Here is a 19986-nt window from a genome sequence, read left to right as displayed (position 1 = left end):
AGCAGTGCTGACTTGATGGTGTTTCGGCGATGTGAGACCCACATCGGCGGAGGGCTTATGGCTGCTGATACCATGCTTCGATTCGTCGCGACCCCGCAGTCCTATCCGGACAAACGGTCGGCCGAGGCGCGAGCGGAAGATTTTCGTGAGATCGCCGACCGCTACGCCGTGGTTCGCGCGGAGGAGCAGGCCGGGCGCTGTTCGCAATGTGGCGTGCCTTATTGCACCGTCCATTGCCCGCTCCACAATCACATCCCGGACTGGCTGCGACTGACCGCCGAGGGGCGGCTGCGCGAGGCCTATGAGCTGAGCAACGCAACGTCGACCATGCCGGAGATCTGCGGCCGCATCTGCCCGCAGGACCGGCTTTGCGAAGGCAATTGCGTGATCGAGTTCAGCGGCCATGGCGCCGTGACGATCGGCTCGGTCGAGAAGTTCATCACCGACACGGCCTGGGAAGAAGGCTGGGTGGAGCCGCTGGTGCCAGGGCCGGCGCGGGGCCAATCGGTGGGCGTGATCGGCGCCGGGCCGGCCGGGCTGACCGCGGCGGAATATCTGCGCGCCAACGGATATGAGGTGCACGTCTATGACCGGCACGACCGGGCGGGCGGGCTGCTGACCTACGGCATCCCCGGTTTCAAGCTGGAGAAGCCCGTCGTGATGCGCCGGGTCGAGCGGCTGAAGGCGGGCGGCATCGTCTTCCATGAAGGCTTTTCCGTTGGCGAGGATGCAGGGTTCAACGATCTGCGCCAGCGCCACGATGCGATCCTGATCGCCACCGGCGTCTACAAGGCGCGCGAGATCGACGTGCCTGGCAATGCAGCGGGCGGGGTGATCGCCGCGCTGGATTACCTCACCGCGTCCAACCGCAAGAGCTTCGGCGATGCGGTGGCCGCGTTCGATGACGGCAGCCTAGATGCGGACGGCAAGAATGTGGTGGTGATCGGCGGCGGCGACACGGCCATGGATTGCGTGCGCACCGCCATTCGCCAAGGTGCGAAGAGCGTGCGCTGCCTGTATCGCCGCGACCGCGCCAACATGCCGGGTTCGCAGCGCGAAGTCGCCCATGCGGAGGAAGAAGGCGCGGAATTCGTGTGGCTTTCCGCGCCGCATTCGTTCGTCGGAGACGAAACGGTGTCCGGCGTTCGCGCCAACCGGATGCGGCTGGGCGCGCCCGACGCGAGTGGCAGGCGCGCGCCGGAAGTCGACCCGGGCGGCCCGATCGACATGCCGGCGGACATGGTGATCAAGGCGTTGGGCTTCGACGCGGAGGAACTGCCGCACCTGTGGGATGCGCCGGAACTGGGCGTCACGCGCTGGGGCACGGTGCTGGTCGACAACAAGACGCTGATGACGAGCCTCGACGGCGTGTTCGCCGCGGGCGACATCGTGCGCGGCGCGAGCCTGGTCGTCTGGGCGATCCGCGACGGCCGCGATGTGGCATCGACGATGCACAAATATCTGAAGGCGAAGGCCGCGGCCGGGGTGAAGGTGGCGGCGTGAGAGCGCTGCTCCTCGCGGTGGCGCTCGCTACCCCGGCAGGTGCCGCGGCACGAGAGCCGGCGAAGCCCGTCTCTGCCGTTGCTCCGGCAGCGATCGATCCGTCACGACTGGAAGCATCGCGCAAGCTGATCACTCAGATCATGCCGCCGGAGCAGATGGACAAGATGCTTGAGCAGATGATCCGCCCAATGATGGCGAACATGCAGCAAACATTGATGCAGGATCCAAGGATCGCTGAGGCTTTCGGTGGTAACCCGCAGGCGCGGGAGGCGATGGCGCGCTTCATGGAGCGCCAGGCGGATCGCAGTATCACGACCATGCAGAGCGAGATGCCCGCCATGGCGGAGGCGATGAGCCGTGCCTATGCGCGGCGCTTCGATCTGGCGCAATTGCGTGAACTCTCTGCTTTCTTCGGGACGCCGACCGGGCGGGTCTATCTTGAGGCCATGCCGACACTGATGAGCGACCCGGACGTGCGTGCTTGGCAGACCAGCATGATCAGCCGGACGATGAGCACCATGCGAACCGACGTCGCCGAACTGACCAAAGACATCCTCGCCGCATCGAAGGACGAGAAGTGATGACCGACCAACGCGAATATCTCGCCACCCATGGCATGTACCGTCCCGAGTTCGAGGGTGATGCCTGCGGCGTGGGCCTGGTGGCGGCGACCGATGGCAAGCCGTCGCGCCGTGTCGTTCAGTCGGCGATCGATGCGCTGAAGGCGGTGTGGCATCGCGGCGCGGTGGATGCGGACGGCAAGACGGGCGATGGCGCGGGGCTGCATGTCGACCTGCCGGTACGCTTCTTCGACGATGCGATCGCGATGAGCGGGCACAAGGTGCGGCCGAACCGGCTGGCGGTGGGCATGGTGTTCCTGCCGCGCACCGATCTGGCCGCGCAGGAGACGTGCCGCACGATCGTGGAAAGTGCGATCATCGAGGCGGGCTATACCATCTATGGCTGGCGTCAGGTGCCCGTCGACGTGTCGGTGATCGGCATGAAGGCGCAGGCGACCCGTCCCGAGATCGAGCAGATCATGATCGCCGGGCCGATGCCTGACGAGGTCCATGCGGCCGAATTCGAAAAGAACCTGTATCTCGTGCGCCGGCGGATCGAGAAGCGCGTGATCGCGGCGCAGATCCAGGGCTTCTACATCTGTTCGCTCAGCTGCCGCTCGATCATCTACAAGGGGCTGTTCCTGGCCGAGAGCCTGTCGGTCTTCTACCCGGACCTGACCGACAAGCGCTTCGAGAGCCGCGTCGCGATCTTTCACCAGCGTTATTCCACCAACACCTTTCCGCAATGGTGGCTCGCGCAGCCGTTCCGGTGCCTGGCGCATAACGGCGAGATCAACACGATCCGCGGCAACAAGAACTGGATGCTCAGCCACGAGATCCGCATGGCGAGCATCGCGTTCGGCGAGCATTCGGAGGACATCAAGCCGGTGATTCCGGCGGGCGCGTCGGATACCGCGGCGCTCGACGCGACCTTCGAGGCGATCTGCCGTTCGGGACGCGATGCGCCGACCGCCAAGCTGATGCTGGTGCCCGAAGCGTGGCAAAGCGACATCGCCGACGACATGCCGCCGGCGCATGCGGCGATGTACCAGTATCTCGCCTCGGTGATGGAGCCGTGGGACGGCCCGGCCGCGCTGGCGATGACCGACGGCCGCTGGGCCGTGGCGGGCATGGACCGCAACGCGCTCCGCCCGCTGCGCTATACCCAGACGGCGGACGGCCTGCTGATCGTCGGTTCCGAAAGCGGCATGGTAGTGGTGCCGGAATCGACCATCATCGCCAAGGGCCGGCTGGGGCCGGGGCAGATGATCGCGGTCGATCTGGCCGAGGGCAAGGTCTACGACGATCGCGCCATCAAGGACCGGATCGCAACCGAGGCGGACTATGCCGGGATGATCGGCAATTTCGCGACCATCGACGATCTGCCACCGGCGCCCGCCGCCGGCGTGCCGCGCTTCGACCGCGCCGAGCTGGCGCGTCGCCAGGTGGCGGCCGGGCAGACGCTGGAGGATATGGAGCTGATCCTCGCGCCAATGGTGGAGACCGCCAAGGAAGCGATCGGATCGATGGGCGACGATACGCCGCTGGCCGTCATCTCGGACAAGCCGCGGCTCATCAGCCAGTTCTTCCGGCAGAATTTCAGCCAGGTGACGAACCCGCCGATCGACCCGCTGCGCGAGCGCTATGTGATGAGCCTCAAGACGCGGTTCGGGAACCTCGCCAACATCCTCGACACCGAGGATCGGCGCGAGCGCGTGCTGGTGCTCGATTCGCCGGTGCTGACCTCCACCGACTGGGCACGGCTGAAGACCTATTTCGGCGGTGCGGCGGCGGAAATCGACTGCACGTTCGAGGCAAGCGGTGGGGCGGACAAGCTGCGCGCCGCGATCCAGCGCATCCGCAACGAGGCCGAACAGGCGGTGCGCCAGGGCAAGAGCGAGATCTTCCTGACCGACGAATATGTCGGGCCGGAGCGGATCGCGATTCCAGGCGTGCTCGCGGCGGCGGCGGTGCACACGCATCTCGTGCGGCGAGGCCTGCGCTCCTACGCCTCGGTGAACGTGCGCACGGCCGAGTGCCTCGACACGCATTATTACGCTGTGCTGGTCGGCGTGGGCGCGACGACGGTGAACGCTTACCTCGCCGAAGCGGCGATTGTGGATCGCCAGGCGCGCGGGCTGTTCGGCGACCTGCCGCTCGACGAATGCCTGAAGCGGCACCGCAAGGCAGTCGAGGAAGGGCTGCTGAAGATCATGTCGAAGATGGGGATCGCGGTGATCTCCTCCTATCGCGGCGGCTATAATTTCGAGGCGGTCGGGCTTTCCCGCGCGCTGGTGAACGATTTCTTCCCGGGCATGCCGGCCAAGATCTCGGGCGAGGGCTATGCCTCCTTGCACATCAACGCGAAGGATCGCCACGACGCAGCGTTCGACGAGACGGTGGTGAACCTGCCGATCGGCGGCTTCTATCGCCAGCGGTACACCGGGGAGGCGCATGCCTATTCGGCGCAGCTGATGCACCTTCTGCAGACCTCGGTCGCGACGGACAGCTATTCGACCTATCTGCAGTTCGCGCGCGGGGTGGGCGATCTGCCGCCGATCTATCTGCGCGATCTGCTGCAGTTCAACTTCCCGGCGGAAGGCGTGCCGATCGACCAGGTCGAGCCGATCACCGAGATTCGCAAGCGCTTCGTGACTCCGGGCATGAGCCTGGGCGCGCTATCCCCGGAAGCACACGAGACGCTGGCGATCGCGATGAACCGGATCGGCGCCAAGGCCGTTTCCGGCGAGGGCGGCGAGGACAAGAGCCGGTATCAGCCGTACGAAAACGGCGACAATGCCAATTCGGTGATCAAGCAGATCGCGAGCGGCCGCTTCGGCGTGACGGCGGAATATCTCAACGCCTGCGAGGAGATCGAGATCAAGGTCGCGCAGGGCGCCAAGCCCGGCGAGGGCGGGCAGCTGCCCGGCTTCAAGGTGACCGAGTTCATCGCCAAGCTGCGCCATGCGACGCCGGGCGTGACGCTGATCTCCCCGCCGCCGCACCACGACATCTATTCGATCGAGGATCTGGCGCAGCTGATCTACGATCTGAAGCAGATCAACCCGCGCGCGCGGGTTGATCTGCTTCAGATCGTAGATCAGCTGCGCCAGATCCTCGATCGAATAGATGTCGTGGTGCGGCGGCGGGGAGATCAGCGTCACGCCCGGCGTCGCATGGCGCAGCTTGGCGATGAACTCGGTCACCTTGAAGCCGGGCAGCTGCCCGCCCTCGCCGGGCTTGGCGCCCTGCGCGACCTTGATCTCGATCTCCTCGCAGGCGTTGAGATATTCCGCCGTCACGCCGAAGCGGCCGCTCGCGATCTGCTTGATCACCGAATTGGCATTGTCGCCGTTTTCGTACGGCTGATACCGGCTCTTGTCCTCGCCGCCCTCGCCGGAAACGGCCTTGGCGCCGATCCGGTTCATCGCGATCGCCAGCGTCTCGTGTGCTTCCGGGGATAGCGCGCCCAGGCTCATGCCCGGAGTCACGAAGCGCTTGCGAATCTCGGTGATCGGCTCGACCTGGTCGATCGGCACGCCTTCCGCCGGGAAGTTGAACTGCAGCAGATCGCGCAGATAGATCGGCGGCAGATCGCCCACCCCGCGCGCGAACTGCAGATAGGTCGAATAGCTGTCCGTCGCGACCGAGGTCTGCAGAAGGTGCATCAGCTGCGCCGAATAGGCATGCGCCTCCCCGGTGTACCGCTGGCGATAGAAGCCGCCGATCGGCAGGTTCACCACCGTCTCGTCGAACGCTGCGTCGTGGCGATCCTTCGCGTTGATGTGCAAGGAGGCATAGCCCTCGCCCGAGATCTTGGCCGGCATGCCCGGGAAGAAATCGTTCACCAGCGCGCGGGAAAGCCCGACCGCCTCGAAATTATAGCCGCCGCGATAGGAGGAGATCACCGCGATCCCCATCTTCGACATGATCTTCAGCAGCCCTTCCTCGACTGCCTTGCGGTGCCGCTTCAGGCATTCGTCGAGCGGCAGGTCGCCGAACAGCCCGCGCGCCTGGCGATCCACAATCGCCGCTTCGGCGAGGTAAGCGTTCACCGTCGTCGCGCCCACGCCGACCAGCACAGCGTAATAATGCGTGTCGAGGCACTCGGCCGTGCGCACGTTCACCGAGGCGTAGGAGCGCAGGCCTCGCCGCACGAGATGCGTGTGCACCGCCGCCGCCGCGAGCACGCCTGGAATCGCGATCCGCTCCGGCCCGACATATTCGTCGGTCAGGAAGATCTCGCTCTTGCCCTGGCGCACCGCCTGTTCGGCCTCGTTGCGGATGCGCTGGATCGCGGCGCGCAGCTTGTCCGCCCCACCGCTTGCCTCGAACGTGCAGTCGATTTCCGCCGCCGCACCGCCGAAATAGGTCTTCAGCCGTGCCCAGTCGGTGGAGGTCAGCACCGGCGAATCGAGCACCAGCACGCGCTCGCGCCGATCCTCGGTGTCGAGGATGTTGGCGAGGTTCCCGAACCGCGTCTTGAGGCTCATCACATAGCGCTCGCGCAGCGGGTCGATCGGCGGGTTCGTCACCTGGCTGAAATTCTGCCGGAAGAACTGGCTGATGAGCCGCGGCTTGTCCGAGATGACGGCCAGCGGCGTATCGTCGCCCATCGATCCGATCGCTTCCTTGGCGGTCTCCACCATTGGCGCGAGGATCAGCTCCATATCCTCCAGCGTCTGCCCGGCCGCCACCTGGCGACGCGCCAGCTCGGCGCGGTCGAAGCGCGGCACGCCGGCGGCGGGCGCCGGTGGCAGATCGTCGATGGTCGCGAAATTGCCGATCATCCCGGCATAGTCCGCCTCGGTTGCGATCCGGTCCTTGATGGCGCGATCGTCGTAGACCTTGCCCTCGGCCAGATCGACCGCGATCATCTGCCCCGGCCCCAGCCGGCCCTTGGCGATGATGGTCGATTCCGGCACCACTACCATGCCGCTTTCGGAACCGACGATCAGCAGGCCGTCCGCCGTCTGGGTATAGCGCAGCGGGCGGAGCGCGTTGCGGTCCATGCCCGCCACGGCCCAGCGGCCGTCGGTCATCGCCAGCGCGGCCGGGCCGTCCCACGGCTCCATCACCGAGGCGAGATACTGGTACATCGCCGCATGCGCCGGCGGCATGTCGTCGGCGATGTCGCTTTGCCACGCTTCGGGCACCAGCATCAGCTTGGCGGTCGGCGCATCGCGTCCCGAACGGCAGATCGCCTCGAAGGTCGCGTCGAGCGCCGCGGTATCCGACGCGCCCGCCGGAATCACCGGCTTGATGTCCTCCGAATGCTCGCCGAACGCGATGCTCGCCATGCGGATCTCGTGGCTGAGCATCCAGTTCTTGTTGCCGCGGATCGTGTTGATCTCGCCGTTATGCGCCAGGCACCGGAACGGCTGCGCGAGCCACCATTGCGGAAAGGTGTTGGTGGAATAACGCTGGTGAAAGATCGCGACGCGGCTCTCGAAGCGCTTGTCGGTCAGGTCCGGGTAGAAGACCGACAGGCTCTCGGCCAGGAACAGCCCCTTGTAGATGATCGAGCGGCAGCTGAGCGAACAGATGTAGAAGCCCTGGATCTGCGCCGCGATCACGCGCTTCTCGATCCGCCGGCGCACGAGATACAGGTTCTTTTCGAATTCGGCCGCATGGACCTCGTCAGGCATCGGCCCGGCGATCATGATCTGCTCGATCTCGGGACGGGTCGCCTGCGCCTTCATGCCGATCACCGACACGTCGACGGGCACCTGACGCCAGCCATAGATGGTATAGCCCGCCTCGATGATCGCACTTTCCACGATCGTGCGGCACGTCTCCTGCGCGGCCAGATCGGTGCGCGGCAGGAACACCATGCCCACCGCCAGCCGGTTCGGCCGCACCTTGTGCCCGCTCATCGCGATCGCATCGTCGAAGAAGCGTACCGGCAGGTCGACATGCAGCCCCGCGCCATCGCCCGTCTTGCCGTCCGCATCCACCGCGCCGCGATGCCACACCGCCTTCAGCGCATCGATCGCCGACTGAACGACACGGCGCGACGGCTTGCCATCGGTCGCCGCCACCAGGCCCACGCCGCAGGCATCACCCTCGAACTCGGGACGGTACATGCCATGGGTGGCGAGATATTCGCGTTGGTCGGTCATCACTTCTCGTCCTTCGATGCGGCGAGGATGTCTTTGGTCAGTTCGGCGACGTCGGTTCGCATGGTGCTCATCGTCCGGCTGATCATGCTGGTCTGCCAAGCACGCACGTCCGGGTCGCTCATCAGTGTCGGCATGGCCTCAAGATAGACCCGCCCGGTCGGCGTCCCGAAGAAAGCAGAGAGTTCACGCAATTGCGCCAGATCGAAGCGCCGCGCATAGGCACGGCTCATCGCCTCCGCCATGGCGGGCATCTCGCTCTGCATGGTCGTGATACTGCGATCCGCCTGGCGCTCCATGAAGCGCGCCATCGCCTCCCGCGCCTGCGGGTTACCACCGAAAGCCTCAGCGATCCTTGGATCCTGCATCAATGTTTGCTGCATGTTCGCCATCATTGGGCGGATCATCTGCTCAAGCATCTTGTCCATCTGCTCCGGCGGCATGATCTGAGTGATCAGCTTGCGCGATGCTTCCAGTCGTGACGGATCGATCGCTGCCGGAGCAACGGCAGAGACGGGCTTCGCCGGCTCTCGTGCCGCGGCACCTGCCGGGGTAGCGAGCGCCACCGCGAGGAGCAGCGCTCTCACGCCGCCACCTTCACCCCGGCCGCGGCCTTCGCCTTCAGATATTTGTGCATCGTCGATGCCACATCGCGGCCGTCGCGGATCGCCCAGACGACCAGGCTCGCGCCGCGCACGATGTCGCCCGCGGCGAACACGCCGTCGAGGCTCGTCATCAGCGTCTTGTTGTCGACCAGCACCGTGCCCCAGCGCGTGACGCCCAGTTCCGGCGCATCCCACAGGTGCGGCAGTTCCTCCGCGTCGAAGCCCAACGCCTTGATCACCATGTCCGCCGGCATGTCGATCGGGCCGCCCGGGTCGACTTCCGGCGCGCGCCTGCCACTCGCGTCGGGCGCGCCCAGCCGCATCCGGTTGGCGCGAACGCCGGACACCGTTTCGTCTCCGACGAACGAATGCGGCGCGGAAAGCCACACGAATTCCGCGCCTTCTTCCTCCGCATGGGCGACTTCGCGCTGCGAACCCGGCATGTTGGCGCGGTCGCGGCGATACAGGCAGCGCACGCTCTTCGCACCTTGGCGAATGGCGGTGCGCACGCAATCCATGGCCGTGTCGCCGCCGCCGATCACCACCACATTCTTGCCGTCCGCATCTAGGCTGCCGTCATCGAACGCGGCCACCGCATCGCCGAAGCTCTTGCGGTTGGACGCGGTGAGGTAATCCAGCGCGGCGATCACCCCGCCCGCTGCATTGCCAGGCACGTCGATCTCGCGCGCCTTGTAGACGCCGGTGGCGATCAGGATCGCATCGTGGCGCTGGCGCAGATCGTTGAACCCTGCATCCTCGCCAACGGAAAAGCCTTCATGGAAGACGATGCCGCCCGCCTTCAGCCGCTCGACCCGGCGCATCACGACGGGCTTCTCCAGCTTGAAACCGGGGATGCCGTAGGTCAGCAGCCCGCCCGCCCGGTCGTGCCGGTCATAGACGTGCACCTCATATCCGTTGGCGCGCAGATATTCCGCCGCGGTCAGCCCGGCCGGCCCGGCGCCGATCACGCCCACCGATTGGCCCCGCGCCGGCCCTGGCACCAGCGGCTCCACCCAGCCTTCTTCCCAGGCCGTGTCGGTGATGAACTTCTCGACCGAGCCGATCGTCACGGCGCCATGGCCGCTGAACTCGATCACGCAATTGCCTTCGCAAAGCCGGTCCTGCGGGCAGATGCGGCCGCAGATCTCCGGCATGGTCGACGTTGCGTTGCTCAGCTCATAGGCCTCGCGCAGCCGCCCCTCGGCGGTCAGTCGCAGCCAGTCCGGGATGTGATTGTGGAGCGGGCAATGGACGGTGCAATAAGGCACGCCACATTGCGAACAGCGCCCGGCCTGCTCCTCCGCGCGAACCACGGCGTAGCGGTCGGCGATCTCACGAAAATCTTCCGCTCGCGCCTCGGCCGACCGTTTGTCCGGATAGGACTGCGGGGTCGCGACGAATCGAAGCATGGTATCAGCAGCCATAAGCCCTCCGCCGATGTGGGTCTCACATCGCCGAAACACCATCAAGTCAGCACTGCTTACCTATTTGCTGCTTCACCCCGCCTTTTGTTCAGTTGGCCGCTACAATCACCAATAAAGAAGGTAACACACCGGACCTATCGTGCGGAAAGCATCATCAACGCCGCCGCCCCGGCAATAATGCGATACCAGGCGAAGGGTGCGAAGCCATGTTTGGTCACCACCGCCATGAACGCCTTCACCACGGCGAGCGCGACAATGAACGATACGAAGGCGCCAACCCCGATCAGCTGCAGGTCGTTGGCGGTGATCGCGTCGCGATGCTTGACGAGCTGAAGCACCGTCGCGCCGGTCAGCGTCGGCAGTGCGAGGAAGAAGGAAAATTCGGCGGCGGTGCGCCGGTCGATGCCGAAAGCCATCGCGCCCATGATCGTCGCGCCGGAACGGCTGACGCCGGGTATCATGGCGATGCACTGCACCAGGCCGATCTTCGCCGACTGCGCCGTGGATACCCCGGAAATGCCGCCAACCACGCTGGTTTTCGCCAGCCTCTCCACGACCAGGATCGCCACGCCACCGATGATCAGCGCCCAGGCGACCACCACCGCATTCTCCAGCAATGCCTCAATCTGGTCGTTGAACGCGAGGCCCAGCGCCACTGCGGGAACGAACGCGATCAGCAGGTTGCGCACGAAGGCAACCGAGTTTGGCTCACCGCGGAACAGCCCCGTCAGCACCGCCATGAACGTGCGCCAGTACAGCACCACGATGGCCAGGATCGCGCCCGGCTGGATGGCGATGTTGAACACCGCCCAGCGCTGCGGATCATAGCCCAGCAGCTCGGTCGCCAGCACGAGGTGGCCAGTGGAGGACACCGGCAGGAATTCGGTGACCCCCTCGACGATGCCGAGGATGATCGCGGTCAGCAGGTCGGACATGACAGCCTTTCAGGTTGCCCGCCGCCGCGGGCCGATGCGCGGAACGGTGATGCGGGGATCAGGCGGCGGTCGGCCGTGCGAAGCGGCCGGCGCGCTGGTATCGCACCAGCCAGCCCGGCGCGATCGCGGCGAGCGGCGTCGGCGTGATGCCCAGCGCCTCCAGCCCGTCCGCGCCCGGCGCCACCACCGTATCCTTCTGCAACAGCTTCCACTGATCGCGCGAGATCGGCGCGCCCGGCAGCGCGGCGAGCATCCCGCCCAGTGCATCGGGCAGCGCCACCAGCGACGGCGCGCGGCCGATCTGGCGCGCGATCCACTGCTGCAGCTCCATCATGGTCAGCACGTCCGGCCCGCCCAGCTCGAACGTCCGCCCGCCAAAGCGGGCCGGGTCACGCAGCGCCGCCGCCACCGCATCGCCGACGTCGCCGGCGAAGACCGGCTGGAAACGGGTGTTCGGCTTCAGCACCGGCACCACCGGCAGCCGGGCGATCAGCCCTGCGAACATGTTGATGAACTTGTCCTCGCGGCCGAACACGGTGGAGGGGCGCAGGATGGTGGCGGCGGGGAACGCCTCGCGCACCGCCGCCTCGCCCGCGCCCTTGGTCCGCGCATATTGCGCCTCGGCATTGGCATCTGCCCCGATCGCGGAGACATGGACCAGCGCGCCCACGCCGGCGCGACGCGCCGCTTCGGCCAGCGCCCGCGGGCCCGCCACATGGATGCGGTCCAGATCGCCGGTGAAGCTGCCGACCAGGTTCACCACGCCATCGGCGCCCGCGATCGCCCGCTCGATCGTCTCGGGCCGGGCGATGTCGGCCGCGACGAACTGGGTCTGCCCCAGCCCGCCCAGCGGCTTCAGATACCAGGCCTCGCGGGGATCGCGCTGCGCAATCCGAACGCGCGCGCCCGTGGCGAGCAGCGCCTGTGCGACATAACGGCCCAGAAAACCGCCACCGCCGATCAGCGTGAACAGCCTGTCTCTCATGTAACGCTCCGCCGGGGAAAATTTCGCCCCGCCCCTAGCCGTGCAAAGTGCCTGTTGACAAGGCCGGCACCGACACCCTAGAGGCGCCGGCCTACCCCGTGCCCAGATGGCGGAATTGGTAGACGCACCAGCTTCAGGTGCTGGCGCTCGCAAGGGCGTGGAGGTTCGAGTCCTCTTCTGGGCACCATTTCCCGTACGCAATGGCGTTGATCCGCAACGACTTTTCGGGAATGCCAAGCCTGCGGCTCCCCCGATAGTTCCCACATTTCGGACCGGCTTGGGCCGGACGAAGGCGAACGTTGGTGACAGATTAATATGTCTGAGAGAGTTAGTGAGGCGGCCACGCTTGGGCTATTGAAGGCAATGGCGACGAGGCGATCGCACGCGAAAACGGGCCCCTCTGTGAGGAGCCCGCTTCGGATGTGGATTGTGATCTGACGATCAGCTCGGCGAGTGGATGTCGATGCGCTTGGCGCGCCGAAGGTGTTCGCGAACGTCAGCCAGCGGCGGGAACTCGACCCAACGGCCCTCATTCGTCTGAACCTTGCGCTTGACCACGACCGCGCCGAACCACTCGCGAACCGCGTGATCGATCATGCCGACGGTTGCAGCCTTCTTGCCCGGGTAGTTGTCTATCATGTGATCGCGGGCAGCAGCCCGCACGTCGATGATGTTGACGGACGTAGGGCGCGTCTCATCGAGGTAGACACCGCCGCCTTCGCACTTCTCGCACTCGTACAGGCCGTCAGTTGCCAGCTGCAACATGAACTGATCGAGTCCACGCAAGGAGGCGACGATCTGCTCTTGAAGACCGACCGTCACGGGCGGCGTCCGCAGCACATCCCAACCGTTATCGGGCACGTAGTTGAGCAGGTCGAAAAGCATCGCCTCCGTTCCACCATCGTTCATCTGTTCGACCATGGCCTTGAAGTACCCGATGTCGCCGCGGTGCTGATCACCGCACTTGAACACGGCAAACCGACGTTCGTCGAACGATGCGGGCACCACCCAATCAGCATTCGAGAGCAGTGCCATCCGGAAGTAGCTCGGCGCCATGTAGGCATCGACACCTTTCCGCTCGATACGCTGCGTCGGGCTTGTTATCATGTCCTTTAGCACCGACTCTGCAGCAAGGTCACCAGCCCAGACGGCTTCCTCCATCAAGACGAAGAGCGCCGTCTCATTCTGGGAGTTGAAGTTGCCCAGAGCCCGCTTGCCGTCGGCGACCTTGCTGAAGTGCTGGGGCATCAGGCTCTGAATGAAATCGAACACAATGGACTTGCCCGTACCCTTCTTGCCGCTGATCACCAGCGCCGTAGGCGGCTTTTCGCCCGGCCGCTGGAACAGATGAGCCAGATAGGTCATCAGCCAAGCAAACGCGTTCGGATCATCCTGGCAAATGACGTACCGGAGATGGTCGCGGAGCTTGCTCCAATCGCCGGCCGCCGCATCGAACGCAAATCCTGTAAACAGGTTAAAGACAGTCTCGTCCTGAAGGCCGGGAGCGAAGCGCACGTCAACATACTGCCGACGGCCCCGCCACTTGAGCCACTCGTCGGCCATCTTAAGCGTCTTCTTCTCGCCGCCCTTGGTCTTGACCTCGACAAGCTTAATGGCCTCGCGCTGCAGGAAGTCACGATGGGAGATGAACTTGTAAGTAGCACCTTTCCGAGGTGTCCACGCGACGAACAGCTTGCTCCCGATGAAGACGACCGCGCACCGGTCATTGAAATCGAGAAGTTGCTTACCGAGTGCGTGTCTCCTACGATTCACTAAGCATCAATGCCGCTTCTGCAGGCGGACTCTTGATTTACGTTAGCCACCGCTTTACCGCCGACTGAGGACTTTCCTTGTCAGCCTGTGGGACACCTTTACCCGCTCGTCTCGACGTGTCGCAGCGATGGCATGGAACAAGCTCCACACCACTTATCTTCTAAAAGGCACGCGCGTCGTTTCGATCGTCGCGGACGACGTTGGGCAACCCGTCACAAACGCTGAGACGCCCGAAGCTATGGACGCAAATCAATCAGATGGCTGGCAAGCCTCTCAGGTTGAGTCCGGCAGCCCTGTGGCTATGATACTGTACTCGCTAACGCCGAGCGCAGTAATCGTATGCTTTTTGATCGGCTAAATCTCGTGTGACAACTGTACTGGCTGGCTTGCTCACTTCTAGTAAATTGGGCGGGAGTTTGGTGCTAGTGATCGGTCACTCAGCAGGTCAGCCCTTTGGGTCCCCCGCCACCTCGTTAGAAAATTCGGCTAGGCCCTCTTCTCTACTCGCTGGATCGCCGCTCGGCTGACACCGTATTGCTTGGCCAGTGCGCCGAGGGAGACGCCAGTCGATCGCTGGGTACGTATCTGCGCCTGTTGAGCGTCGGTCAGGGCTGAAGGGCGCCCCAATGTTTTGCCCTCGGCTTTCGCACGCCCTAAGCCCGCCTGTGTCCGTTCGATAAGGAGGTCACGCTCGAACTCTGCCACCGCCGAGATAACTCCCATCGTCATTTTTCCGGCGGGACTGGTCAGATCGACACCACCTAACGCTAGGCAGTGTACCCTAACCCCATCACTAGCCAGTGCCTCTACGGTTGCGCGAACGTCCATCGCATTTCGCCCAAGTCGATCGAGCTTGGTGACGATCAGAATGTCACCTGCCTCCAGCCGATCTATGAGCCGAGCGAAGCCTTTGCGCTCCTTCGCAGCTATCGAACCGGAGACGGTCTCAGCAACCACTCGCTTCGGATCGATCTTGAAGCCGGCAGCGTCGATTTCGCGAACTTGGTTGTCGGTGGTTTGATCGCCGGTGCTCACGCGACAATAGGCAAAGGTCCGACTCATCACGCGACTCCTGTATCGAAAACGTGGCTCATTACTACTGGTGCATCGATAGTATCGTCAAGCTAGGTTTCGATACGCGGCTGCTGCGTGTATCGGAATGGACCGGTTTCGAGCCGGGCTATCGGTGGGGTGCCAGAGTGCTTGATCCCGCGAGCGCTCGTGAGACTTTCTAGGGTTACTCCGAAATCGGCGGTATCAGGTGAACACGAACCCGTCCCGAAAGGACTGGATCAAATTTATCCGCCTCACCCTCAGCCCACTCCCGCCATTGATCCAACTCTGCTCCTGAGAGGTTCAAGCTGCCTGACGCCACGGCGGCCGCAACTCTGGCGACGACGCTGCGCAGCTTCTGCCAGCAACCGTCCGCTTTCCAGCAGAGCAAAAGCCCGGTCAGCGTTGGCTTTCCTAAGCCGCTCCTGACGGGCCTTCTCGGCCGCGACGCGCTCTCGCTCGGCCTGCTCCTCCATCTGCCGAAGGCTGGTCCGGTAGAGCCTCTCTCCCTCAACGACAAGGCCGGCACATATCTCTGCGATCTTGGTCTCTAACGCTCCGTTGGAGTCATCCGCCCAACGGCCTGCTCAGCCCGTTAGCTCCATCTTCGTAGTAGCGGATCGCTTTGGATCTGAGCGAGGTGGATTGTACTCGGCGAGCATCACTCTGTCGATCGGCAGATGTGCCGGATCGCCGCGCCTGGGCCGCTCCGATCGGTTAGGCGAGCGAACCACCTTACGACGTCCGCCGTCTCGATCTGGTCGACGAACTTGCCCGTAAACGCACTGTCGAGATGAAGGCGACGGTAGCCGTCGTGCGTCTCGACGGTCCTCGGTTTCCACTGGCCCTACATGCGCTGCCAGTACTCGTCGAGGAACGCCGGGAACGTCGGAGCAGAGCGAACCGTGGCGCGCGTGTTGGCCGGGTTTTCGCCAACGTGACAGCGCAGCAGGATACGGCTCGCCACGTCGCGAGCGACAGCCTCGGTCATGATAGCCAAGCTGCTCGGCATATATGAGCATGACGGCTAGCATCGGCAGGGCACGGTTGAAGCTGCCTTGCCGGTCAGCGAGGTCGTCGCGCCAGCGGAGCACGTCGGAGCGGCTAATCGCGTCGACCGCAAGTTCGCCGAACCGTGGCAGCAGCTCTCGGCGAAGAACGCGAGCGTTGCCCTTCTGCGTGGTCGGCTTCCAGTGCCGGCTGTAGTCCTGCCAAAACTCGCTAGCGTAGTCGCGAAAGAGCGGGGAGGCCTTGGTCGGCTGTCTGGCCGGCAAGCCGTCCAGTGCCGCTTGCTCCAGCATCGCTCGCGCTTGGAGGCGTGCGGCATCGATTGGAACCGTCGTGGTTGGACCGAGAGTGACGAAGCGCTGACGGCCGCGCTCCCGGAACTTGACGATCCACGCTTTGTGGCCGGTGGGCTGGATCCTCAGTCCGAAGCCGGGCAGATCGGTGTCCCAGATGATGCCGGCACTGAGCGCTCGCCGCGCCACGTTTCCAGATAGCTGCTGAGGAGCGCTGTTTTCAGCTACCAAATAGCATTCATCAGACCCGACTTCGACGCCACATGCAAAGCGGGAACGGCGGATTTCTGCGGCTCTTTCTTCTGCATCTGCGATTTATCGCGTAAGGTGTGCTGTCAATACGGGTTGTTTCCGGACATCGTAAGCGGGCGATTGCGGTCGTGAAAATCGCCTCAAAAACCGTTACCCGCGGGGCACTGGCCGGTACACCCTAATGATCATGTCGGCCTAGTCGGCACGCTAGCCAATCTGCGCGGCCATTGGAGGGTCACGGCGGACATGTGATCGCCATTCACGCTAACCGAGGGCCGCGATGCCCACGCATTTCGATGAGACCTGAGACGTGCGATCTGCTATGGGGACGGCATGGCGAAGAACTCGACCAACTCTGGCAGGCCCAGTTCGGGTACGGGATCGACTGTCTCACCGAAGTCGAAGCCCTCCAGCTATGTCGTCAACCATCCGTTGCCGGCATCGAGGATTTCCTAGCTAAGGCAGCAATCGAAGCACGTGGCCGAGGTCTCGCACCAGCGGTTTAACGAACCGCGCCGAGGGTAGCTCAGACCTCCTTCGATCCTCCTCTCCACGTGCAGATCGGACGTAAGACGGAGGTCCAAATAGCTCCCTCGCAGGGAGGCATGCAGCGCTTATTGGAAAAGCGACCGGGAGCCAGCAGACTGCCCGCTAAATCGCAGCAGCCGCAACGGTGATCCTCGCGACACGGTTGTTGATGTTGATGCGGGAGCTGGATTGACCGGCTGCCTTCAGGGCGTGTCGGGTAATTGCGGCCGTTCATTCAGCTAGAGCGTAGCAGCAGCTTCGCGCGCTCATTTCGGTCGTTTCAGACCTCCCATCGATGACCTGAAAGCTGACGTTGAACGAGCTTCGTTAAGGCGGCTGCAATTGGATCTAAGAGGGCTGTCCGGACGGGGAGAAGGAAATAGTAGTAGAAGAACTTACGGAATGGCCGCGCTTTTTTCCAGCATCAGATATGATGCCGGTGTGTGAAGAGGAAAGGAGCAGACACTGACGCGATAGCGAGTTCTCTGCTTGCTGGTCCTGCACGGGGATTGGACACTTTCGGTTTCGAAGGCTGCCAGCAGCTTTGAGCCATTCGAGCTAAGTCAGTGAATTTCGCTTGACGGCCCATCAGTATAGTTCATCTTTAACACGAAGAGACTCGCGCCAGCTTGGATGGAGGCATTGTGGCCGACCAACCGATCTCCGCTATCCTGTTCGACGTAAAGGACACTCTCGGCTACGTGGATCGGCCGGGCCATCTCGTCATCTACAAACCATCCACGATGGACCTTCTTCGTACGTGCAAGGAGATCCTTCGGTTTAGGATCGGCATCATCACCAACCTTCCAGCGGATGTCTTGGCCCTGGCTGGTCGCAAAATGATCGAAGAGGCGGGGATCGCCGAGTTCGTCGATCCCGACGGGCTGGTCATCAACCACGACGTGGGCGTCGATAAGCCCGACCCCCGCATCTTCGCCTATGCGGCCGAGAAGATGGGGCTGCGCCCGGACGAATGCCTGTTCGTGGGCGAGAATTTCGCCGAGGTGCTGGGCGCCCAGGCAGCTGGCATGCAGGCGCAGCTCAAGCCGTGCCCGCCCGGCCGAGAGTTCCTGTTCAAGCCAGTCTCCTCGCGACCGTCCACCGAGAAGGACAGCGGCCGCCTCGCCGAAATGATCATAGAGGAAGACCATTTGATCGGTCGGCGGCTGGTCATGGCCGCGGCCGCGATTGCCAAGAAGATTGGAGCGGGCGAGCCGCCGCCGCTGCGCGCCATGGGCATCCTCGTCTTTCTGCTGAACGAGTTCATCGATCGCTATCATCACATGGTGGAGGAGCGGGTGCTGCTGCCGCTCGCCTTCGCCTTCGGCTTCCCGCCCACCGAGGCCGCCTACGTCTATGAGGATCATGAGCGCGGTCGGCAGTATTTCAAGGCGCTCGGCGATGCGCTGAACCAGCTGCGGGCCGGCGATGAAGCCGCCGCAGAGGCGTTCAAGGACGGTCTCGAAGGCTTTGTCGCGCTCTACCGCGAGCATGCGCGGCGCGAAAATGATGAGACGCTGCCGCGGCTCGGCGCCTGCCTCAGCGAGGTCGAGGATGCCTTGGTCGTGGAGCTGATGGAACACTACGGCCCGGGCGATCTCGGTCCCTGGCTGTTGTTGATTGCGAACCTAGAGCGCGAGCTCGAAGTGAGATCGGGAGGGTCCAGAATGCCTGAGATCAAGACTGTAGGCGTACTTGCCTACCATCGCTGCGGCGAGCAGGACACGCTCGTCCCCTACGAAATCCTGAAGCACACTTCGATGGTTCTGGCCGAACAGGGCAAGAGCCTCGAGGTCAAGCTAATCCGCTCCTCGCGCGAAGGGCCGGAATTCGTCGAGATGCAGATGGGCACTCGGGTCGTCTCGGAAGGCTATCTGGAGAGCGAGGACCTGTTCGACCTTCTGTTCGTGCCCGGCGGGCTGGGAAGCGGCGAAGCGAGCAAAGATCAGCGCATCCTCGCCGCCGTGCGCCGCCACCACGAGGCGGGGAAGGTGGTGGGCACCAATTGTTCGGGCATTTCGATCCTGCACCGCGCCGGCATTCTCGACGACACGCCCGTCACGGCGGCCGCCACCGTCGCGCGCCGGCTCAAGGAAGAGGGAGCAAATCTGCTCCAGCCGCGCACGATGTGGGCCGGCAAGAAGGACGGCACGATCTGGACGTCTGCGGGCGGGAGCGGCGTCCACGGCAGCACCGTTGCGATGGTCGCCAATTATTTCGGCCGTGAAGTCGGTCAATATATCGGCATGGGCTGGGACACCTATCCGGCCTTGGGCGAGAAGATCTTCGACGAGCGCGGTCCGCAATATCTGAGCTTCCCGGAACTCGAAGCAGGAATACAAGACGCGCTGGAGGACATGCTGCTCCCGCGCAAGCTTGCACTCGCCGCCGGCTGAGAAACAGGGGAGGAGCCGGTCATGGCTTGGGATTCCGAGTTCAGGTTGCCGGCGGGGCAGTTCTTCTCCCCCCTGCAGATGCGCCAGGTGCAGGCGCTGTTCAGGGCAATCCACCCGCGGGACGCGGAGCGCGGGATCCCCGGGGCCGACGATTGCGGGGCCGCGACCTTCCTCGACCGGCTCCTTCAGTTCCCGGAAGACGGCGGCATCCGGATCCATGACGACCTCGGCGCCTGGAAGGCCGATTATCCGCTCTGGCTAGAAAAGCTGGACGCGGCGGCGCGCGAGCGTTTCCAGGCTCCGCTCGACGAGCTTGTCGAAGACAAAGTGACCGAACTGCTCCAGGCACTGGAACAGCGACAGATCGGTTCCCTCGGTCCCCCCCAGGCGCAGCAGCAGGCGTTCGACACCATCTGGAGGCATTGCCTGCAGGGCTGCTGGTCCGACCCGCGGTGGGGCGGGAATCGCGACCGGATCATGTGGCGCTGGCTGGGCTATCTGCAGGAAGCCCAGTCGGTGGTCTTGGCCTGAACAGGGGGTGGGGATGAGGAT

The 19986-nt window shown here is 64.1% G+C and carries 11 protein-coding genes, 1 tRNA gene and 3 pseudogenes; 6 read left to right on the top strand and 9 right to left on the bottom strand.

Annotated elements, in window-relative coordinates; genetic code table 11:
- The first annotated feature begins 57 nt into the window (after positions 1-57).
- From AX702_RS20860 to AX702_RS21885, 3 genes and pseudogenes are all read left to right on the top strand, one after another.
- Positions 58-1503, top strand: a complete 1446-nt coding sequence (locus AX702_RS20860; protein ID WP_066782272.1) for an NAD(P)-dependent oxidoreductase — start codon at positions 58-60, stop codon at positions 1501-1503.
- Positions 1500-2084 (top strand): DUF2059 domain-containing protein, encoded by a 585-nt coding sequence (locus AX702_RS20865; RefSeq protein ID WP_066782273.1) that lies wholly within the window; start codon positions 1500-1502, stop codon positions 2082-2084. Before AX702_RS20860 ends, AX702_RS20865 begins: the two co-directional genes overlap by 4 nt.
- A pseudogene (locus AX702_RS21885) lies at positions 2084-5086 on the top strand (glutamate synthase central domain-containing protein); the annotation flags it as partial. The gene AX702_RS20865 and the pseudogene AX702_RS21885, both read left to right, overlap by 1 nt.
- Positions 5087-5182: 96 nt before the next feature.
- Here AX702_RS21885 and AX702_RS20875 read toward each other — a convergent pair.
- From AX702_RS20875 to AX702_RS20895, 5 genes and pseudogenes are all read right to left on the bottom strand, one after another.
- Positions 5183-8149: pseudogene (locus AX702_RS20875) on the bottom strand (glutamate synthase central domain-containing protein); the annotation flags it as partial.
- A 35-nt stretch (positions 8150-8184) separates the two neighbouring features.
- On the bottom strand, positions 8185-8769 hold the full coding sequence (locus tag AX702_RS20880; protein WP_066782273.1) for a DUF2059 domain-containing protein: 585 nt from the start codon (positions 8767-8769) through the stop codon (positions 8185-8187).
- On the bottom strand, positions 8766-10211 hold the full coding sequence (locus AX702_RS20885; RefSeq protein WP_066782272.1) for an NAD(P)-dependent oxidoreductase: 1446 nt from the start codon (positions 10209-10211) through the stop codon (positions 8766-8768). The genes AX702_RS20880 and AX702_RS20885 overlap by 4 nt, the downstream gene beginning before the upstream one ends.
- 134 nt (positions 10212-10345) lie before the next feature.
- Entirely contained in the window at positions 10346-11146 is an 801-nt protein-coding gene (locus tag AX702_RS20890; protein WP_066782271.1) for an undecaprenyl-diphosphate phosphatase, read from the bottom strand.
- 58 nt (positions 11147-11204) lie between these two features.
- Complete coding sequence (locus tag AX702_RS20895) at positions 11205-12131, bottom strand: complex I NDUFA9 subunit family protein (protein ID WP_066782270.1); 927 nt, start codon at positions 12129-12131, stop codon at positions 11205-11207.
- A 100-nt stretch (positions 12132-12231) separates the two neighbouring features.
- On the opposite strand from AX702_RS20895, the gene AX702_RS20900 reads away from it, so the two are divergent.
- Positions 12232-12318 (top strand) — tRNA-Leu (locus AX702_RS20900).
- Between the two features lie 254 nt (positions 12319-12572).
- On the opposite strand, the gene AX702_RS20905 is transcribed toward AX702_RS20900, so the two are convergent.
- The 4 genes and pseudogenes from AX702_RS20905 to AX702_RS24310 all read right to left on the bottom strand — a co-directional run.
- Complete coding sequence (locus tag AX702_RS20905) at positions 12573-13904, bottom strand: primase-helicase family protein (RefSeq protein ID WP_066782269.1); 1332 nt, start codon at positions 13902-13904, stop codon at positions 12573-12575.
- Between the two features lie 486 nt (positions 13905-14390).
- Positions 14391-14966: a recombinase family protein gene (locus AX702_RS20915; protein WP_066782267.1), complete on the bottom strand. Its 576-nt coding sequence runs from the start codon at positions 14964-14966 to the stop codon at positions 14391-14393.
- An 838-nt stretch (positions 14967-15804) separates the two neighbouring features.
- Positions 15805-15957, bottom strand: coding sequence for a hypothetical protein (locus AX702_RS23110; protein ID WP_231731992.1), 153 nt, complete (start codon positions 15955-15957; stop codon positions 15805-15807).
- A gap of 82 nt (positions 15958-16039) precedes the next feature.
- A pseudogene (locus AX702_RS24310) lies at positions 16040-16447 on the bottom strand (integrase arm-type DNA-binding domain-containing protein); the annotation flags it as partial.
- A 1235-nt stretch (positions 16448-17682) separates the two neighbouring features.
- Here AX702_RS24310 and AX702_RS20925 point away from each other — a divergent pair.
- Both AX702_RS20925 and AX702_RS20930 read left to right on the top strand, forming a co-directional pair.
- Positions 17683-19434: an HAD-IA family hydrolase gene (locus AX702_RS20925; RefSeq protein ID WP_156455619.1), complete on the top strand. Its 1752-nt coding sequence runs from the start codon at positions 17683-17685 to the stop codon at positions 19432-19434.
- A 21-nt stretch (positions 19435-19455) separates the two neighbouring features.
- Positions 19456-19965 (top strand): gluconate 2-dehydrogenase subunit 3 family protein, encoded by a 510-nt coding sequence (locus tag AX702_RS20930; protein WP_082746407.1) that lies wholly within the window; start codon positions 19456-19458, stop codon positions 19963-19965.
- Positions 19966-19986 lie beyond the last annotated feature (21 nt).

It is taken from the genome of Sphingomonas sp. CCH5-D11 (assembly GCF_001557395.1).
Lineage (GTDB): Bacteria > Pseudomonadota > Alphaproteobacteria > Sphingomonadales > Sphingomonadaceae > Sphingomonas.
The sequence above is the reverse complement of the archived record's forward strand: the minus strand, read 5'-3'. Positions and strand labels throughout refer to the sequence as shown.